Source organism: Mannheimia sp. E30BD (genome assembly GCF_041807785.1).
In the GTDB taxonomy this organism is placed as follows: Bacteria; Pseudomonadota; Gammaproteobacteria; order Enterobacterales; family Pasteurellaceae; genus Mannheimia.
The window spans coordinates 1-15,859 of the sequence record NZ_JBGTYX010000021.1 but is presented as its reverse complement, the minus strand read 5'-3'; the positions used below and the strand labels follow the sequence as shown (position 1 = coordinate 15,859).

Below are 15,859 nucleotides of genomic sequence, written 5' to 3'. Positions count from 1 at the left end.
GATTGAGTTTTTTTATTCAATCACTACTTTAGCAATATAATCTAAATGACGATATTTTTGGGCATAATCAATCCCATAGCCCACCACAAATTCATCAGGGATTTCAAAGCCAACCCATTTTACTGGTACATTAACTTCTCTACGAGATGGTTTATCAAGCAATGTACAAATAGCGAGGGAATTTGGCTCACGCAATTTTAAGATTTCTCCAACTTTACTTAATGTAAAGCCAGTATCGATAATATCTTCTACAATCAAGACATCTTTACCTTGAATTTCGCCATCTAAATCTTTTAGAATTTTTACATCACGGCTGGATTCCGTGCTGCTGCCATAGCTTGATGCGGTTAGAAAATCCACTTCTACAGGTAACTCTAGCTTTCTTACTAAATCTGCCATAAACATAAACGAGCCTCGCAATAAACCAACCACTACAAGGTTTTGGCACTGTTTTTGGTGATAGTGTTGATTGATTTCTTTTGCTAATTCATTGATTCGGTTTAATACTTCTTCTTTTGAATGTAGCGTTTCGATATGATGTTTTTCCATTGATTTCTCCAAATAAAATTGATTATAAGCGGCCGTTTTTACTCGCCTGAAACCATCATTTTTTCTAATAAGATTGAACCTGTTTGGATATTTGAGCGGTGTTCAATATCATCGCCTACCGCCACTAAATTTTTATACATATCTTGCAGTTGCCCTGCAATGCTAATTTCCGCTACAGGGTATTGAATTTCACCGTTTTCTACCCAAAATCCTGCTGCACCTCGAGAGTATTCCCCTGTTACGCTATTAATCGCAGAACCTAGCATTTCCGTTACTAATAATCCTGTTCCCATTTCCTTAAGTAACGTATTTAAACCACCTTGACGATTTGGTTTAACTAACCAGTTATGAATACCACCTGCGTGTCCTGTACTTTTTAACCCCATTTTACGCCCTGAATAGCTAGTCATTAAATACGTTTGTAGCACGCCATCAGTAATAATTTCACGGTTTTGGGTAATTACACCTTCACTATCAAACGCAGAAGAGGCTAATTGACGCAACAAATGCGGACGCTCTGAAATCGCAAACCATTCAGGCAGAATCTGTTCGCCTAATTTATCTAATAAGAAACTTGATTTGCGGTATAATGCACCGCCACTAATAGCTCCGGCCAAATGCCCCACTAAACCGGTTGCCACATCGTTATAGAAAATCACAGGCATTTCACCGGTCTTAATTCGTTGCGGATTCAATCTATCTACCGCTTTAATTGCAGCTTGCTCCCCTACCCATTTCGGTGCTTGTAATTTATCAAACTCACGGGAAATCGTGTATTCATAATCACGCTCCGGTTGATCTTGATATTCTGAAATCAGGCTACAAGACAGTGAATATCGGCTAGAGAGATAACTTTGTAGCATTCCGCGCGTATTGCCATACACTCTAACCCCACTATGGGAATTAAATGTCGCCCCATCACTGTTTACAATATGTTCATCAGCATTTAAACCATAATGTTCGGCTTCAATAACAAGCTCTACTGCCTGATCAACCGAAATATCCACTTGGTGGTAAAGGTCTAAATCAGGGGCTTCAAAGGCTAATATCTCTTTATCGGCAAGCCCTGTACAATCATCTTCTGACGTATATTTTGCAATAGCCAGCGCTGCTTCGATTGTTTTTTGAATGGATTGTGGTTGTAAGTCAGAGGTTGAAGCATTGCCTTTGCGTTTGCCTAAATAAACGGAAATACCAAGCGAACCATCATTATTAAACTCAATATTTTCAACTTGCTCTAATCGGCTAGAAACTGAAAGCCCAGCAACTTTGGTTACGCCAACTTCTGCCTCTGCCCCTGCTTTTTTTGCAAAATTTAAGGCAAATTCGACCGCTTGTCGTAGCTCCTGTTCTTGCTGTTGTAAGGTTTGTTTATCTGTAATCGACATTCTTATTCCATATTCTTGATTTCAATGATTCATATATTCTAACTCAAATTTCTGCTAGAATATGGCATTTTTTAGAATTTGCACGAAAAAGGACACATAATGGCTAGAAAACGTAGCAAAAATGAGATTGATTGGACAGATGATGAAGAGGAAATCATCTGGGTCAGTAAAAGTGAAATTAAACGAGATTCTGAACATTTAAAGAAAATCGGGGCAGAATTAATTGAATTAACACCACAAAATTTGGAGAAAATTCCGCTTGATGATGATCTAAAAGAGGCAATCCGCCAAGCTCAAGGGTTTAAAATGGAAGCTCGCCGTCGCCAAATTCAATTTATTGGCAAGTTATTGCGAAATCGAGATCCTGAGCCAATTCAAGAAGCGTTAGATAAAGTAAAAAATCGCCATAATCAGCAACAGGCGTTATTACATAAATTAGAATTAGTGCGAGATCAACTTATCGCAATGGGTGATGCCTCATTAGATAATCTTTTAAATGAATACCCTCATTTAGATCGCCAACATTTACGCAATTTAATTCGTGGGGCAATTAAAGAGCGTGAAGCGAATAAACCTGCGAAAAATTATCGTGAAATTTATCAATATTTAAAAACTGAAATTGCGGAGTGATTATTATGGATTACCTATCAACTATTCTTAAAGCACATTTTGGCTTAGCTTATATCAGCTTAGTATTATTATTAGTGCGTGGTTTTTTAGCCGCTAAAGCGGTTGATTGGAGACAATATGCTGTCTTACGCATTGCCCCACATATTGTGGATACCATCTTATTGGTAACAGGTATTGCTGCGGTTATTATTTTCCTTGCGTATGACTTTTTCACATTGTCCCAATTTAGCTGGTTATTACCTAAAATTCTATTTTTAGTGTTGTATATCATTTTTGCAACCAAAGCGTTCAAAAAAGGTCAGCCTTTCTCATTAAAATTCTATTTACTTTCAGTATTCTCATTTATGATGATTATGCTTACCGCAACCTTTAAATAGGATTATTATGATCGGACCTTTTGTTAATGCAGGAGCTATTATTCTAGGCGGATTACTGGGGGCTTATTTAGGCAGCCGTTTGCCTGAACGACTTCGCACTACATTGCCGCTGATTTTTGGTTTATGCTGTTTTGGCTTAGGTATGATGCTAACCGCTTCGGTAAAATATATGTCTGCCGTTGCTCTAGCTCTAATTCTTGGCACAATTATTGGCGAGTTAATCTACCTTGAAAAGAAGCTCGGAAAAGCTGCCAGCTCAGCACAAGGCATTATTGATAAAATTTTTCCGCCAAGACATTCCCTTTCTCAAGAAGAATTTCTGGAAAAGTTTATTGCGATTCTTGTGCTTTTCTGCGTAAGTGGCACAGGCATTTTTGGTGCTATTAATGAAGGCATAACAGGCGATCCAAGTGTTCTATACATTAAATCCATCTTGGATTTCTTTACCGCAATGATCTTTGCAACATCATTAGGTTATGTAGTTACGACTGTTGCCCTACCGCTTGTCATTATTCAAGTGATATTAGTTTTACTTGCCTCAATCATAATGCCGCTAACTACACCAAATATGTTAGCTGATTTCTCAGCAACGGGCGGATTGCTGCTCTTTGCCACAGGTTTCCGCATTTGTGGTATTAAAACCTTCCCTGTGGCAAATATGCTGCCTGCATTACTGTTAGCAATGCCAATCTCTTATCTTTGGGAACGACTAGTGAGTTAATGATGAAAAAGCGTATTATTGTCGGCATTAGTGGTGCAAGCGGTTTTCAATATGGCTATAAAGTGCTTGAGTTACTCAAACCTTTTGAAGACATTGAAACCCACCTAGTTATCACAAAAGGGGCTGAACTAACTCGAACGCTTGAGACAGATTACGAGCGAGAAGCCCTACACCAGTTAGCGGATGAAGTGCATTCTCTACAAAATGTGGGAGCAAGCATTGCAAGTGGCTCGTTTAAAACCGCAGGTATGATTGTTGCCCCCTGCTCTATGAGAACCCTTGCCTCTATTGCGAATGGTTTTAGTGATAATCTACTTACCCGTGCCGCTGATGTAGTGCTAAAAGAACGCCGTAAATTGGTATTAATGGTAAGAGAAGCACCGCTTAATCTTGCTCATATTGATAATATGCGAAAAGTAACCGAAATGGGCGGTATTATCTTCCCCCCAATTCCTGCCTTTTATCAAAAGCCAACTAGCCTTGATGAGATGGTAACCCATAGCGTTGCTCACGCTCTTTCATTGCTGGATATTGAAATCCCAAATATACCTCATTGGGGGGAATAAATCGGGCTTATCTTTTCCTGTTCCAAATGTTAAAATACCTGATAAATTTAATCAGGTATTTTTATTTATGACAAACCCAATCCCAAGCCATATTATTGATTTTATTCAATCTAACCACGTTGTAAATTTCGCTACTCATAATAATGATGATTTTTGGGCGGCGAATTGCTTTTATGCTTTTGATCAAGAAAACGCTCGTTTAATCATTCTAACAGCTAAAAAAACCAGACACGCCCAAATTATGCTAGAAAACCCACAGATTGTTGGCACTATTTGTGGGCAAATTGAAAAGATAAAAGAAATTGAAGGCGTACAATTTTCCGCTACAGCAAAATGTTTAGAAGACAAAGAGACTGAAAAAGCAGCATTGCAAATTTATTACGAAAAACACCCGCTTGCACGCTTAAAACCGAGCGATGTTTGGGAGATTTCTTTTAATACTATCAAGCATACGGGTAATAAATTTGTCTTTGCACAAAAAAGTATTTGGAGTAAAAATGCTACGCAATCCCCTTAATTTTATCTCTTTTTACCTGACTTGGCGTTATACCGAAATTTTTCTTAAATGCTGTCGAAAAATTTTCTGCATTTGAGTAACCGGCTAATTCAGCAGCTTGCATAACGCTACGTCCATTCAACAAGGCATTATAAGATTGCTCTAATTTAGCACGTCTTAAATAAGCAAAGATCGTAATTTTATGATATTTCTGAAACTCATTTTGTAACGTGGTTACATTGGTATGAAAATATTTCACAATTTGCTTTAAATTCCAATTATCAAATTTTCCATTATCTAATGCTTCAGTAAGTTGCTGAACACGATCTTTTTTTAATGGTAAAGATTGCGTTAATTGTGAAAAGGCATTTGACAACAACGAGAGTAATTTACTTTCTTTTTCAATCATATAGAAAGGTTCAGATTCATTGTGCTGTAAGAAGATCTCATCGATAAGCCTAAGCATTGACTGCGTTACCGTAATAGAATACGGTTTTAAATGTTGTTTAAATTGATGGTAACTTGATAGATTGAGATAGCTTTCCATAATCCATTTAGGATAAAGAAAAACAACTAGCTCTTTTTGGTATTGCCCTTTTTGAAATACCTTTTTTCCCATTTCTGAACGGTTCAAGGGTAAAAAAGCTGCTTTAGGCTTAGCCCTTGCATCTAATTCAAAATAACCTGAATCAAAATGAATTTCTGAACGCCCATTCAACAAAATAACCAATCTTAAACCTGATTCAAATAGGGCTTGCTCTACGGTAGCGTTTACTTGAATGTCCGTATATTTCAACATAAGGTCTGTACGAAATCGGTATAGCTCTACTCTTCCCACTATATTTTTATTTTCATCAATGAAAATCGTCTTTCTCATACAAATTTTATTCCCCATAGGAAAAGTTTTATTTTACAAAGGTTTTTTGCCTAAAAACAAGATATATTAATAATAATTCTTATTTATGGAGAAATTTATGAAAAAAACAATATATTCACTCTCTTTAATTAGCCTAGCCTTGATGACATCTTATGTTTCAGCAAACGATAACAAGGCAACTCTCGATACTATTGATGTAAAAGAAAAACTTGCTGCGACTACAGGTTATATCCCTGTTTATACTACTGTCGGAACAAAAAACGTAACATCATTATCCCGTACACCTTTTAGTATTAATGTCGTTTCATCTGATTTAATGCAGGATCAAGCTGTGCGTTCTGTCACTGAAGCCGTTGCTTATACCTAGGGTATGGTAGGTGGTTATCGGGGTAATAATGCACTCATTGAAATTTCGATTCGTGGTATTGGGCATAAAAGCGATGGTGGCACAATTCCAACATATTTAAATGGTTCTCGCTACCAAACAGCATTTGAAATTGATCCTTTCTTCTTAGAAAGCATCAATATCATTAAAGGTCCAAATTCTATTTTATATGGACAAGCGAACCCTGGTGGTGTAATGGATATTATCACCAAAAAAGCGAGTGGTAATCAGCATCGCCAGTTGCAATTCATTGTTGGAAATCACAACCGTTACCAAATAGGGCTTGATGTCGAACAAAACCTTTCTGAAACGCTATCCGCTCGTTTAATTGGTCAGTTAGAAAGAGCTAATTGGAATACCCGATTTGTAAAAGAAAAAGGAGGCGCTTTTACACCAAGCATTTTATGGAAGCCAACGACAAATACAGAACTCAACGTTTATGCTTACTATGCGAAAAACCAAAAGCAGGCGATCGTAATTTCTTACCAAAAGAAGGGACAATTAATAACGTAAATGGGAAAAAGCTCCCCTATGATATGTTTCTAAGCGATCCAAACTATCACGGTTTAAAATCAGAGCAAATTCAAGTGGGCTACAATTTGTCACATAAATTCACCCAAAATCTGACGTTCCGTCAGAACGCCAGTTACCATAATGGGGAAGAGAATTTTAAAAATGTCGTGTACTGGGGTGATACTGGTTCGATCTTATAACATAAGGCTCGCCGCTGGGACGTGAAAACCCAAGAAATCAGCTTAGATAACCAGTTAGAATTTGTCTTTAATACAACAAACATCAATCATACCTTGTTATCTGGTATCGATTATAAGCGAGTGCGTCAAGATCTAGATTAATTATATGTTTTCAAGTGATATCAAGCATTTAAAACAGCTTGGGTTTTATCTACAAGATCAGGTGGAAATAGTTAATGTTGAGCTAATGCTAGGCGGGGACGTTATGACTTTGCTAAAAATAGCAACCAAGACCGCGTAACAAACACCAGAGAAAGTAATAAAGATAGGAAATTTACTTGGCGGTCAGGTGCAATCTATAACTTTGAGAACGGTATCGCACCTTACCTAAGCTACAGCACGTCTTTTGTGCCATCTTCCGAAAAAGATGCTCAAGGAGATTTCTTAAAGCCAACGACCGCCGAACAATGGGAAATGGGGCTGAAATATCAACCAACTCAAGAAACCTTGCTAACGTTAGCTGGATTTAAAATTACACAAAAAGATTTAGCAAATTATCAATGGTAAACTCGCTCTTATGAGCAAATTGGTGAAGTGGACGTCAAAGGAATTGAAGTGAGCTTAAATCAACAGCTCTCTGATAAATTCCCAGTATCTGCCTCTTACGCTTATCTCAAAAAAGAGATTACCGAAGATAAAGATGGCAGTACAATCGATAAAACGCAATGGGGTACTCCTCGCCATCAAGCTTCACTTTGGGCAAAATATAAATTCTTTGATAAGCTAACCACCGGTATAGGTGTACGCTATATGGGAACGACTTTTGGTAATAACCAAAATACATTTACCGTACCCGCCTATACGCTTTACGATATGTCGCTTGGGTATGATTTTATGCCTAATTTAAACTTACAGCTCAACGCACAAAACCTGACGAATAAAAAATATGTCGCAAGTTGTGCTAATAATTTTTCCTGTTTCTATGGAACAGAACGTAATTTAAGTGCGACTTTAAACTATCTTTTTAACCTTAAACAGCCCTCGAATGAGGGCTTAAACATTTGCAAAAAATATGAAAAAAACGACCGCTTGTATTCTCACCTTTCTTACTCATACAATGCTTTACGCTAACAATATAACAATTGAATTAAAAAAAGGCGATTTCGTGCAAGGCACACTGACTCAACTTGCTGAACAACCGCTTTCACTTTCCATTATTTTCCCAGACAACTCTACTCGCCTACTTGCTCAAAATGTCTTTGGTGAACAGGGATTTATGCTTAAATCTGAACACAATGGCACGGCCACTTTCTCTATTTCAAACAATGGGCAAAGCATATCAAACAATGATTTTGAATTAGCCATTGAAGAGCATATTCCTCTTTCAGATCAAATTGCTAAGCCTAAAACTATCGAAAATCAACAACTTGCTGAATTAAGTGTACAAATTGCAAAGAATCCTGCAAAAAAGATCTCTTTAATGAACGATTTTTGGGATAAAGTCAAACAATCTGGCACACCGCTGATTGAAGCTTTGAACGAACAGCAAAGCCGAGTTACTTTTTTATGGCGTGGCGCAAAACAAAATGTGCGTATTTGGGGTGGTGTATCGACCGATCACGGCTTTATGGAACGCTTGGGTGAAACTGATTTATGGTATAAAAGCTATATCGTACCTAATGATACGTTGGTTGAATATCGCCTTGCCCCTGATATTCCAACATTACCTGTAGATGAATATACCCAACGCAGAGCCTTACTTGCCACAGCCCAAGCCGATCTGCTGAACAAAACACCCTATTTTGAGAAAATAGGACAAAATCTACAAAATACAGATAAGTTTAACTACTACTCGCTTGTTAAATTAGCAAAAGCTCCAGCACAACCTTACCTACTTGAAGAACCCAATATCGACAAAGGCACAATGCAAGAATTAGTTTTCGATAGTGCCAAACTTGGGAATAAACTCCGATTATTTGCCTATTTGCCTGCGAATTTTAGTACGAAAAATAGCTATCCGATTCTCTATCTGTTTGATGGTGTAGAATACACCGAACGTGTGCCGACAAAAACGATTTTAGATAATATGATCACTCAAAAAGTAATTCCCCCAACTGTCGCCATCTTTATTGAGAATGCGTCTAGTGAATCAAGACGAGTTGAGCTACCTGCTAACCCAATTTTTACCCAAGTACTAGCGGAAGAAATCGTCCCCTTTGCCGAAAAATCCATTGGCATGGAAGCAAAAGAGCGAATTATCAGTGGTTCTAGCTACGGCGGATTATCCTCAGCTTATACCGTGCTAAATTATTCTTATCTCTTTAATAAAGCACTGATTTTATCAGGCTCATTTTGGTGGAATCCTAAGAATACACCGAGCGAAAATAGTCACTATATCGCACACGAATTTGCAATAAAAGAAAAATTACCTGTTTGCTTTTTTATCAGTGCTGGATTTTATGAAAGCGGAAGATCGAATATATTGGAAACCTCTCGCCATTTAAAAGATGTGTTACTGGCAAAAGGCTACCCTGTGACCTATATAGAACAATCCACCCCGCACGGCTATTTAGCGTGGCAAGGATTAATAAGCGATGGGTTAAAAGCGTTATTAGGTAAAGGGGCTTGCCAACACCCCGACTAAGGAATAGTAAAATTACTCAAAAAATAAAAGAGATTGAAGGCATAGAGTTTTCCGCCACAGCAAAATGTTTAGAATACAAAGAGGATGAACAAGTAGCATTGCAAATTTATTACGAAAAACACTCGCTTGCACGCTTAAAACCGAGTGATGTTTGGGAGCTTTTAAGACTCTTAAATAGCAATAAAGTGATATGTGCGAAAAAAACGATTTGAGAAAGAGAATAAATAGATAAAGGCTACATCTCATGTAGCCTTATTTACATTTAATAATCGACAATCGGCATATTAAGTCGTTTAGACAACTCAAGAATATCTGATTTATCTTCAGTTCTGACAACAATAAAATTAACATCATCTCCACCGGACACAATATTTAAAATAGAATAATCTGATTGGGCTTCTAAGTTTTGATTAATATATTCAATGCCCTTCTGATAGTCATCATCAGTAATACTAAAAGATACGCCTATTTTATTTGAAATAAAATCACTTAATCTTTCAATATCAAATTTCCAATCATCAACATTATTATCAATAAAATAGGTAATAAGTTCATAATATAAGTCATCTTGTGCTACATCTAGCAATTCATCTTTTTCGTAATCTAACCATCTCTCTAATTTTTTACGGAATTTATCTGGAGTATCCGTTAATTCAATATAGGCTTTTTTAAATTTATTAACTTCAGATTTCGTTAAGTGATCATCAAAATTTAATAATTGAATTAATCTAGCAATATCTTCTTCTCGATTAAATTCTTGATGAATGAAAACACCTTGATTTTGCTCAGTTTCTATTTCTAAATCATTACAAATTTTCTCAATGCAATCTAATAATTGACTAAATAAAGAAATTTCTTCATCAGTTAAGCTATCAAAATCAAAAGATTTGCTCTTATCAAATAAATCAACATATTTCTCTCCAAATAAGGAGATATAGTATGTAAGGTGTAATCTATTCTCTTCATTAAGAATAGCAAAGAAAATATTCGCATCTCCCTTATAATACTCTGTATTGATTTCTCCAGTAAAATCGATACTCAAAACAGGATAATGTAATCCATTTTTTAAAATTTCAGGTAAATTATCAACTTGTTCTAAACGCATTTTACAGCGTAATTGGTTATATTGCTCATATTCTTTCTGATAGCTATAATTTTCAGGAATATCATCTAAAGTTGTAAGAGCATAAGGCATTTGCCAATAATAGAGGCTATACTCAGACTGATTTCTAGCCACTTCATCATTCATCAGATAGTTATATAGCTTTTCTATATTATCTGACAAAATCCTAATTTTCCTACTAAGTTCATTAGGAATATAATTTATTATTTTTCTGCCAGACTTATCAACAAAAAATCTATCACCATCAAGCTCTACATAAGCACGTTCTTTAATAAAAGGAAAAATGACATCATCAAATTTTGGAGAGATAATTTCTCTACCATTCAAATCAAGAAACCCGTATTTTTTATCAACAGAAACCACAATATCTTCTTCATTAACAATTAAACTGTCATATTTTAGTTCTGTTATATTTTTAACATTACCCTCTCCATAAATTAAAATTCCATATTTTCTGGCATAACTAAAGAAACCAGACTTATGATTTAATACTGCCTTTATTAATAAGGTGTTTCCTATAAATTCTAGACTGTTATATTTAAACTCTAACATTTTATTGTTGAATTCATCAATAACCCCATATTTCCTGTTTAAACAAGCAACAGCAAGATATTTATTTTCAGAGTCAGCATAGTGAATTTCAGCAATATCATCATAAATGGCTGGAATAATTTCTTCTAATCCATTATTCAGAATACCATACTTACCTGAAACAGAAAAAATAGTGATATTTCCTTTATTAAAAAGCCTTGCTGAATCATATTTCAACGGGGTGATTTTTGTTGTTGCAGGCAAAGGTGGGTTATCCAATTTATAGAATGCGTATTTATTGCCGTTTTGCATCATTCCTACCCAACCAGAATCTTCAATCAAATCATATTCTATTGGCACTAATAATTCATTTTCATCATTAATAATGCCATAATGCTGACCATTTCGGACTGAATAACCACCACAATATCTCTCTTTAATTTCATCATACATTAAAGGAATAACTTCTTTTTTCGAATAGCGATCAACTACACCATATTTTCCATTTTTAGCAACGATCAATAACGAGTAGCTCACACACTCTATTACGTCATCATATTTTTTCTTAAATGAATTTAAATTACTCACTTGAACTTCCTAAATTGTAAAAATCACTCGATTTCCGACCGCTTGTATCTCACAAAGCCAGCCTTGTTCTTTGGCAAGCAATTCAAAATCGGCAAGGCTGCTCTGCTTATTAAGTAGAACGTCTAAACTATCGCCTTTTTTAAGATCATTCATCGCTTTTTTAGCCATAAATAAAGGTAACGGACAGCTATAGCCTGTTAAATCTAAAGAATATTTCATCGTTTCGATACAACAAAAGGCGAACTTAAAAGTTCGCCTTATTCATTGAAATTATAATTTACGGCGATCCGCCATAATTTTACCCATTGCTGAAAGTTTTTCTTCCGTTAAATGCTCACGCCCTAGCTCGAAAAGTGGTTCTTCAATGGCAATATGCACATCATAACCTGCCACAAAACGCTCGATTAACTCTCTATCAACATTTTCACGTTTGCCTGCAAGTAAATCTTCAAGCTGAGCAGATAAATCGTCCCAGTTTTTATGCAAATGAACGTGCTGACGTTCTAATTCATCAACATCTGCTTGAGCTTGAGGCTGCACTTTAATCAACTCTGGAAAGAAATCGTCTTCTTCATCTTCGTGATGAAGTGGAGCTGATATGTTGAAGTAATTTAAGATCTGCTGAACATCATTTTTTACCGCCTGATTTAAGCCGTTTTTTTCAAGGTAATCAGACAGAATTTGTAACTGTTTACAGAAACTTTTCACTTTTCCGTGACAAGCATACAACATATCAATAGGTTCAGCCCAGCTTGCAAATTCTTGCGGTTCAAGTTGTTGCATATAAACTCCTTATTATTTCTGATTATTCACTTCAGATTGTAAAGGCGGCACTTCTTTACCAATTCGGGCATAAAATTCAATCACAAAATCATCAAAGCGATCATCTTCAATGGCTTGGCGAATTTCTGCCATTAAACGTTGGTAATAACGTAAATTGTGAATGGTATTTAACCTTGCTCCTAAAATTTCGCCACATTTATCTAAATGGTATAAATAGGCTTTTGTATAATTTTTACAAGTATAACAATCACATTCAGGATCAAGCGGTGTAGTATCTTCACGATATTTTGCATTACGGATTTTCACAATGCCATTAGTAACAAATAAATGACCGTTACGAGCATTACGGGTTGGCATTACGCAGTCAAACATATCAATACCACGGCGAACACCTTCCACTAAATCTTCAGGTTTGCCTACGCCCATTAAATAACGAGGCTTATCAGCAGGAATTTGTGGGCAAACGTATTCTAAAATACGGTGCATATCTTCTTTCGGCTCGCCAACGGCTAAGCCACCTACAGCATAACCATCAAAGCCGATTTCAACTAATTTTTCAACCGAAATCTTACGCAACTCTTCATACACACCGCCTTGAATAATACCAAAGAGTGCATTTGGGTTTTCTAATTCATCAAAGCGATCACGGCTACGTTTTGCCCAGCGTAGCGACATTTCCATTGATTTTTTCGCATAATCAAAAGTTGCAGGATAAGGCGTACATTCATCAAAAATCATTACGATGTCTGAGCCAAGATCGCATTGGATCTCCATTGACTTTTCAGGCGAAAGGAAAATTTTCTCACCGCTAATTGGGTTTTGGAACGTTACGCCTTCTTCTTTAATTTTACGCAATTTGCCTAAACTAAAGACTTGGAAACCACCTGAATCGGTTAAAATCGGGCCGTGCCACTGCATAAAATCGTGCAGATCGCCGTGCATTTTCATCACCTCTTGCCCCGGGCGTAACCAAAGGTGGAAGGTATTTCCTAACAGAATTTGAGCCCCTGTTGCAGCTACTTCTTCGGGTGTCATACCCTTTACTGTACCGTATGTGCCTACAGGCATAAATGCAGGGGTTTCAACGTGAAACGCCCCTTTCGGGCGATTGAATGTTAAGCGCCCACGGCGTGCATTACCGCTTGTTTTTTTTAATTCGTACTTCATTTTCTATCCACAAATAAACAGTTCGTGAAAGCGGTCAAAAACCGCCAAAAATTTACCAATTAGAATCTAAAGCCTGTTCCAATACCTAAGCCGATCCCAACACCATTTGAGCCGCCTCCGACTCCTACATTACCACCTACACCCGTTGATGAGCAGGCAAAAATCGTTAAAATGCTCACGCATAATAAGAATTTTTTCATTTTTTGCTGTCCTAAAATAACAAGACGGACTATTATAGTCCAAGCACATTTTACCCTGTTTAACCCATTAAACCTAATTTAAAAGAGTAAATTATGAAAATTTTACCCAAATTTACCGCCTTATTGATGACTTCAGCAACGATGCTTTCAGCAAATGCCAATTTGTTGAGCATTAGCGAAGCTGAAATTAACGAATACTTATCCACTAAATTAAGCGAAAAAGTACCATTGCAAGATAAAGTCGGTATCCCTCAATTATTTGAACTTGATTACAATCTTCATTCACTCACCAGCCAAATTGGCAGAACAGAAGAGAAAAAAGTTGCAGTTTCAGGGGTGGTAGATGGGATCTTAAAAGCACGAGGCAAGAAATACAATGCCTCTATCCAGTTAAATATGGACACAACGCCCTATTACGATCCTGAAAAAGGGGCATTATTTTTAAAAGATGTCCGCTTACTCAGCTGGTCTGCAACCCCTACAAAATATCAGTCTGAACTCCAAATGTTTTTGCCTGTACTTGCTGACGGATTAACGAGCTTTCTTAATGGTACTCCGGTTTATCGGTTAGACGAAAGTAAAATGAAAGAAGCAATGGTGAAAAAATTTGGTAAAGCCATTATCGTGGAAAATGGAAGTATCAAATTAGAAATCTCAATTTTCTAAAAATTTTGTGATCTCTGTCTAATTTCTACACTTTAGTAGTTGAGCTTTTAAGCATTCTATTTACAATTTAGTGGTTATTAATCAGCTATTAGGAGTTCTATATGGAAATCGGTATTGTTAAATGGTTTAACAATGTAAAAGGATTTGGTTTTATTACATCGGAAGTCTGTGAGGGAGATATTTTTGCTCACTTTTCTGAAATCCAAACTGAAGGTTATCGCTCCTTAAAAGTGGGGCAAAAAGTTGAGTTTGAATTAATCCAAGGCGAAAGAGGTGCGTCTGCCACCAAAATTACGCCTATCGAGTAGAAATACTTATCTTTATGTCTATTTCTTGCTATGCTAGCAACATTGCTTAATTATGCTCGGTTTCACACCGAGCTTTTTCTATCTTTTTAATTATGCTTCTCTCCCGTCAATTAATTTTAATCAATTTACTCTATGTTTTGGGTATTGGGCTAAACATCGTTTTTCTCCGATTTTTAAGCCTACATCTAGATCCGCTTAATAATAATGGCATACGATTTTTAACAGGCGGACTAGCCCTTTTAGCTATTATTTTATGGAAATTTCGCGCATCACTCATTCAATTAGCCAAAAGCCCTAAACTCATTGCCATTACATTATTTGTCGGGTTAATGATGTCTGCCAATATGTATTTTTGGTTAAAAGGTGTCAAAATTACCAGTGCAGTTACCGCTTCGATTTTCGGTGTATTAGCTATGCCTTTTGGCGTGATTATTGCTGCAATTTTCTTTAAAGATGAAAGGGAACGAATTAAAAACAAATCTTTTTGGTTTGGCTCAGTCTTAACCATTTTAGGGTCATTAGGCTTTGTTTGGTATGGCAAAACCATTTCTGTTGGGGAAGGGTTTATTCTTGGCTCTTTTTTCTTGTTTCTATCAATTATTATCCGGAATATTCAAAACTTGGTAGTGAAATTCAGCCGAGAACTTAATGTATTTACCCTAAGCTGTATCACCTCTTTAGTGACCTCGATCTCCAGCCTTTTATTGAGCCAACAAGCGGGTAAATTTAATGAAATTTTTGCAACACCGAATTGGCTTCTGTTTACGGTAATGGCAATTGGCATTTATGCGATTGTGGTTGGTATGGTACTCACTTTCCATATTATTCAAACACAAGGATTAGTAACATATCAAGTATTAGAGCTTCTGATACCTGTTTCAACTGCGGTTATGGCTTATCTAGTGTTAGGAGAGCGAATTTCACCAATCCAAATAGGCTTTGCCGGTATTGTTATTTTTGGCTCAAGTGTAGCATTGAAATTGGTAGAATTTCGGAGAAAATAGGCCTCTTGTGAAGTAATTTCCTCCGGGAATTTAGTAAAATCTAAGGGGCTGTAGTAGATTAGCCCTAAATCTCACACCATTTTCGCAACGTTTTGAGCTGTTCTTTTGGTGTACCAAAGTTAAACCGAAATTCACATTCCTTCAAGAATAAAGGGAAATTTTTT

Annotated in this window: 20 protein-coding genes and 2 pseudogenes; 13 read left to right on the top strand and 9 right to left on the bottom strand. The window is 36.5% G+C overall.

The features are described 5' to 3' along the window. Positions 1-12 precede the first annotated feature (12 nt). Entirely contained in the window at positions 13-549 is a 537-nt protein-coding gene (hpt, locus tag ACERCG_RS10135) for a hypoxanthine phosphoribosyltransferase (protein ID WP_373611946.1), read from the bottom strand. A 38-nt stretch (positions 550-587) separates the two neighbouring features. Beyond that, complete coding sequence (pmbA, locus tag ACERCG_RS10130; protein WP_373611945.1) at positions 588-1,937, bottom strand: metalloprotease PmbA; 1,350 nt, start codon at positions 1,935-1,937, stop codon at positions 588-590. A 99-nt stretch (positions 1,938-2,036) separates the two neighbouring features. Between pmbA and yjgA the strand changes: the two genes are divergently transcribed. The 5 genes from yjgA (at position 2,037) to ACERCG_RS10105 (ending at position 4,748) form a co-directional block, all read left to right on the top strand. After that, the gene (yjgA, locus tag ACERCG_RS10125) at positions 2,037-2,567 is read left to right on the top strand and encodes a ribosome biogenesis factor YjgA (RefSeq protein ID WP_373611944.1); all 531 of its coding nucleotides are present in this window, start codon (positions 2,037-2,039) and stop codon (positions 2,565-2,567) included. A gap of 5 nt (positions 2,568-2,572) precedes the next feature. Beyond that, positions 2,573-2,944, top strand: coding sequence for a SirB2 family protein (locus tag ACERCG_RS10120; protein WP_373611942.1), 372 nt, complete (start codon positions 2,573-2,575; stop codon positions 2,942-2,944). A 7-nt stretch (positions 2,945-2,951) separates the two neighbouring features. Beyond that, entirely contained in the window at positions 2,952-3,665 is a 714-nt protein-coding gene (locus tag ACERCG_RS10115; RefSeq protein WP_373611941.1) for a DUF554 domain-containing protein, read from the top strand. A gap of 2 nt (positions 3,666-3,667) precedes the next feature. Beyond that, positions 3,668-4,231: a UbiX family flavin prenyltransferase gene (locus ACERCG_RS10110; RefSeq protein WP_373611940.1), complete on the top strand. Its 564-nt coding sequence runs from the start codon at positions 3,668-3,670 to the stop codon at positions 4,229-4,231. Between the two features lie 67 nt (positions 4,232-4,298). Beyond that, on the top strand, positions 4,299-4,748 hold the full coding sequence (locus ACERCG_RS10105; protein ID WP_373611939.1) for a pyridoxamine 5'-phosphate oxidase family protein: 450 nt from the start codon (positions 4,299-4,301) through the stop codon (positions 4,746-4,748). Here the strand turns inward: ACERCG_RS10105 and ACERCG_RS10100 are convergent. Next, positions 4,732-5,622 carry a helix-turn-helix transcriptional regulator gene (locus ACERCG_RS10100; RefSeq protein ID WP_373611938.1) on the bottom strand — a complete coding sequence of 297 codons (891 nt, stop codon included), beginning with the start codon at positions 5,620-5,622 and terminating at the stop codon, positions 4,732-4,734. The two genes, ACERCG_RS10105 and ACERCG_RS10100, sit on opposite strands and share 17 nt — an antisense overlap. Before the next feature lie 79 nt (positions 5,623-5,701). Between ACERCG_RS10100 and ACERCG_RS10095 the strand changes: the two genes are divergently transcribed. The 5 genes and pseudogenes from ACERCG_RS10095 to ACERCG_RS10075 all read left to right on the top strand — a co-directional run bounded on the left by ACERCG_RS10095 (position 5,702) and on the right by ACERCG_RS10075 (position 9,325). Further along, a complete protein-coding gene (locus ACERCG_RS10095) occupies positions 5,702-5,971 on the top strand; it encodes a hypothetical protein (RefSeq protein WP_373611937.1) in 270 nt (89 codons plus the stop codon). Between the two features lie 3 nt (positions 5,972-5,974). Then, entirely contained in the window at positions 5,975-6,502 is a 528-nt protein-coding gene (locus ACERCG_RS10090; RefSeq protein WP_373611936.1) for a TonB-dependent receptor plug domain-containing protein, read from the top strand. A gap of 23 nt (positions 6,503-6,525) precedes the next feature. Continuing rightward, the gene (locus ACERCG_RS10085) at positions 6,526-6,702 is read left to right on the top strand and encodes a hypothetical protein (protein ID WP_373611934.1); all 177 of its coding nucleotides are present in this window, start codon (positions 6,526-6,528) and stop codon (positions 6,700-6,702) included. 297 nt (positions 6,703-6,999) lie between these two features. After that, positions 7,000-7,812, top strand: a pseudogene (locus ACERCG_RS10080) (TonB-dependent siderophore receptor); the annotation flags it as partial. Further along, the gene (locus tag ACERCG_RS10075) at positions 7,754-9,325 is read left to right on the top strand and encodes an alpha/beta hydrolase-fold protein (RefSeq protein WP_373611933.1); all 1,572 of its coding nucleotides are present in this window, start codon (positions 7,754-7,756) and stop codon (positions 9,323-9,325) included. The pseudogene ACERCG_RS10080 and the gene ACERCG_RS10075, both read left to right, overlap by 59 nt. Before the next feature lie 262 nt (positions 9,326-9,587). Here ACERCG_RS10075 and ACERCG_RS10070 read toward each other — a convergent pair whose 3' ends face one another. Genes ACERCG_RS10070 through ACERCG_RS10050 form a run of 5 tightly spaced genes read right to left on the bottom strand, consistent with a single transcriptional unit; the run spans position 9,588 to position 13,717 of the window. Continuing rightward, positions 9,588-11,567, bottom strand: coding sequence for a WG repeat-containing protein (locus tag ACERCG_RS10070; RefSeq protein ID WP_373611931.1), 1,980 nt, complete (start codon positions 11,565-11,567; stop codon positions 9,588-9,590). Positions 11,568-11,576: 9 nt separating this feature from the next. After that, the gene (locus ACERCG_RS10065; protein WP_373611930.1) at positions 11,577-11,786 is read right to left on the bottom strand and encodes a sulfurtransferase TusA family protein; all 210 of its coding nucleotides are present in this window, start codon (positions 11,784-11,786) and stop codon (positions 11,577-11,579) included. A gap of 51 nt (positions 11,787-11,837) precedes the next feature. Continuing rightward, positions 11,838-12,350 carry a hemerythrin domain-containing protein gene (locus ACERCG_RS10060; protein WP_373611929.1) on the bottom strand — a complete coding sequence of 171 codons (513 nt, stop codon included), beginning with the start codon at positions 12,348-12,350 and terminating at the stop codon, positions 11,838-11,840. Positions 12,351-12,362: 12 nt separating this feature from the next. Further along, on the bottom strand, positions 12,363-13,517 hold the full coding sequence (tgt, locus tag ACERCG_RS10055) for a tRNA guanosine(34) transglycosylase Tgt (RefSeq protein ID WP_373611928.1): 1,155 nt from the start codon (positions 13,515-13,517) through the stop codon (positions 12,363-12,365). A gap of 59 nt (positions 13,518-13,576) precedes the next feature. Continuing rightward, the gene (locus ACERCG_RS10050) at positions 13,577-13,717 is read right to left on the bottom strand and encodes a hypothetical protein (protein WP_373611926.1); all 141 of its coding nucleotides are present in this window, start codon (positions 13,715-13,717) and stop codon (positions 13,577-13,579) included. Positions 13,718-13,810: 93 nt separating this feature from the next. Here ACERCG_RS10050 and ACERCG_RS10045 point away from each other — a divergent pair, with 93 nt between their 5' ends. From ACERCG_RS10045 to ACERCG_RS10035, 3 genes are all read left to right on the top strand, one after another. Beyond that, entirely contained in the window at positions 13,811-14,383 is a 573-nt protein-coding gene (locus tag ACERCG_RS10045) for a DUF1439 domain-containing protein (protein WP_373611924.1), read from the top strand. Between the two features lie 101 nt (positions 14,384-14,484). Continuing rightward, on the top strand, positions 14,485-14,691 hold the full coding sequence (gene cspD / locus ACERCG_RS10040) for a cold shock domain-containing protein CspD (protein ID WP_373611923.1): 207 nt from the start codon (positions 14,485-14,487) through the stop codon (positions 14,689-14,691). A gap of 92 nt (positions 14,692-14,783) precedes the next feature. Next, positions 14,784-15,695, top strand: a complete 912-nt coding sequence (locus ACERCG_RS10035; protein WP_373611921.1) for a DMT family transporter — start codon at positions 14,784-14,786, stop codon at positions 15,693-15,695. A 64-nt stretch (positions 15,696-15,759) separates the two neighbouring features. On the opposite strand, the pseudogene ACERCG_RS10030 reads toward ACERCG_RS10035, so the two are convergent. Beyond that, positions 15,760-15,859 (bottom strand): annotated as a pseudogene (locus ACERCG_RS10030) (IS1595 family transposase); the annotation flags it as partial.

Bases quoted from the DNA above. Each gene is read 5' to 3' on its own strand.
- ACERCG_RS10120 (WP_373611942.1), top strand. From the start codon at position 2,573: ATGGATTACCTATCAACTATTCTTAAAGCACATTTTGGCTTAGCTTAT.
- ACERCG_RS10050 (WP_373611926.1), bottom strand. From the start codon at position 13,717: ATGAAAAAATTCTTATTATGCGTGAGCATTTTAACGATTTTTGCCTGC.
- tgt (WP_373611928.1), bottom strand. From the start codon at position 13,517: ATGAAGTACGAATTAAAAAAAACAAGCGGTAATGCACGCCGTGGGCGC.
- hpt (WP_373611946.1), bottom strand. From the start codon at position 549: ATGGAAAAACATCATATCGAAACGCTACATTCAAAAGAAGAAGTATTA.
- ACERCG_RS10115 (WP_373611941.1), top strand. From the start codon at position 2,952: ATGATCGGACCTTTTGTTAATGCAGGAGCTATTATTCTAGGCGGATTA.
- ACERCG_RS10035 (WP_373611921.1), top strand. From the start codon at position 14,784: ATGCTTCTCTCCCGTCAATTAATTTTAATCAATTTACTCTATGTTTTG.
- pmbA (WP_373611945.1), bottom strand. From the start codon at position 1,937: ATGTCGATTACAGATAAACAAACCTTACAACAGCAAGAACAGGAGCTA.
- ACERCG_RS10045 (WP_373611924.1), top strand. From the start codon at position 13,811: ATGAAAATTTTACCCAAATTTACCGCCTTATTGATGACTTCAGCAACG.
- ACERCG_RS10085 (WP_373611934.1), top strand. From the start codon at position 6,526: ATGTTTCTAAGCGATCCAAACTATCACGGTTTAAAATCAGAGCAAATT.
- yjgA (WP_373611944.1), top strand. From the start codon at position 2,037: ATGGCTAGAAAACGTAGCAAAAATGAGATTGATTGGACAGATGATGAA.
- ACERCG_RS10090 (WP_373611936.1), top strand. From the start codon at position 5,975: ATGGTAGGTGGTTATCGGGGTAATAATGCACTCATTGAAATTTCGATT.
- ACERCG_RS10100 (WP_373611938.1), bottom strand. From the start codon at position 5,622: ATGGGGAATAAAATTTGTATGAGAAAGACGATTTTCATTGATGAAAAT.
- ACERCG_RS10065 (WP_373611930.1), bottom strand. From the start codon at position 11,786: ATGAAATATTCTTTAGATTTAACAGGCTATAGCTGTCCGTTACCTTTA.
- ACERCG_RS10075 (WP_373611933.1), top strand. From the start codon at position 7,754: ATGAAAAAAACGACCGCTTGTATTCTCACCTTTCTTACTCATACAATG.
- cspD (WP_373611923.1), top strand. From the start codon at position 14,485: ATGGAAATCGGTATTGTTAAATGGTTTAACAATGTAAAAGGATTTGGT.
- ACERCG_RS10105 (WP_373611939.1), top strand. From the start codon at position 4,299: ATGACAAACCCAATCCCAAGCCATATTATTGATTTTATTCAATCTAAC.
- ACERCG_RS10095 (WP_373611937.1), top strand. From the start codon at position 5,702: ATGAAAAAAACAATATATTCACTCTCTTTAATTAGCCTAGCCTTGATG.
- ACERCG_RS10110 (WP_373611940.1), top strand. From the start codon at position 3,668: ATGAAAAAGCGTATTATTGTCGGCATTAGTGGTGCAAGCGGTTTTCAA.
- ACERCG_RS10060 (WP_373611929.1), bottom strand. From the start codon at position 12,350: ATGCAACAACTTGAACCGCAAGAATTTGCAAGCTGGGCTGAACCTATT.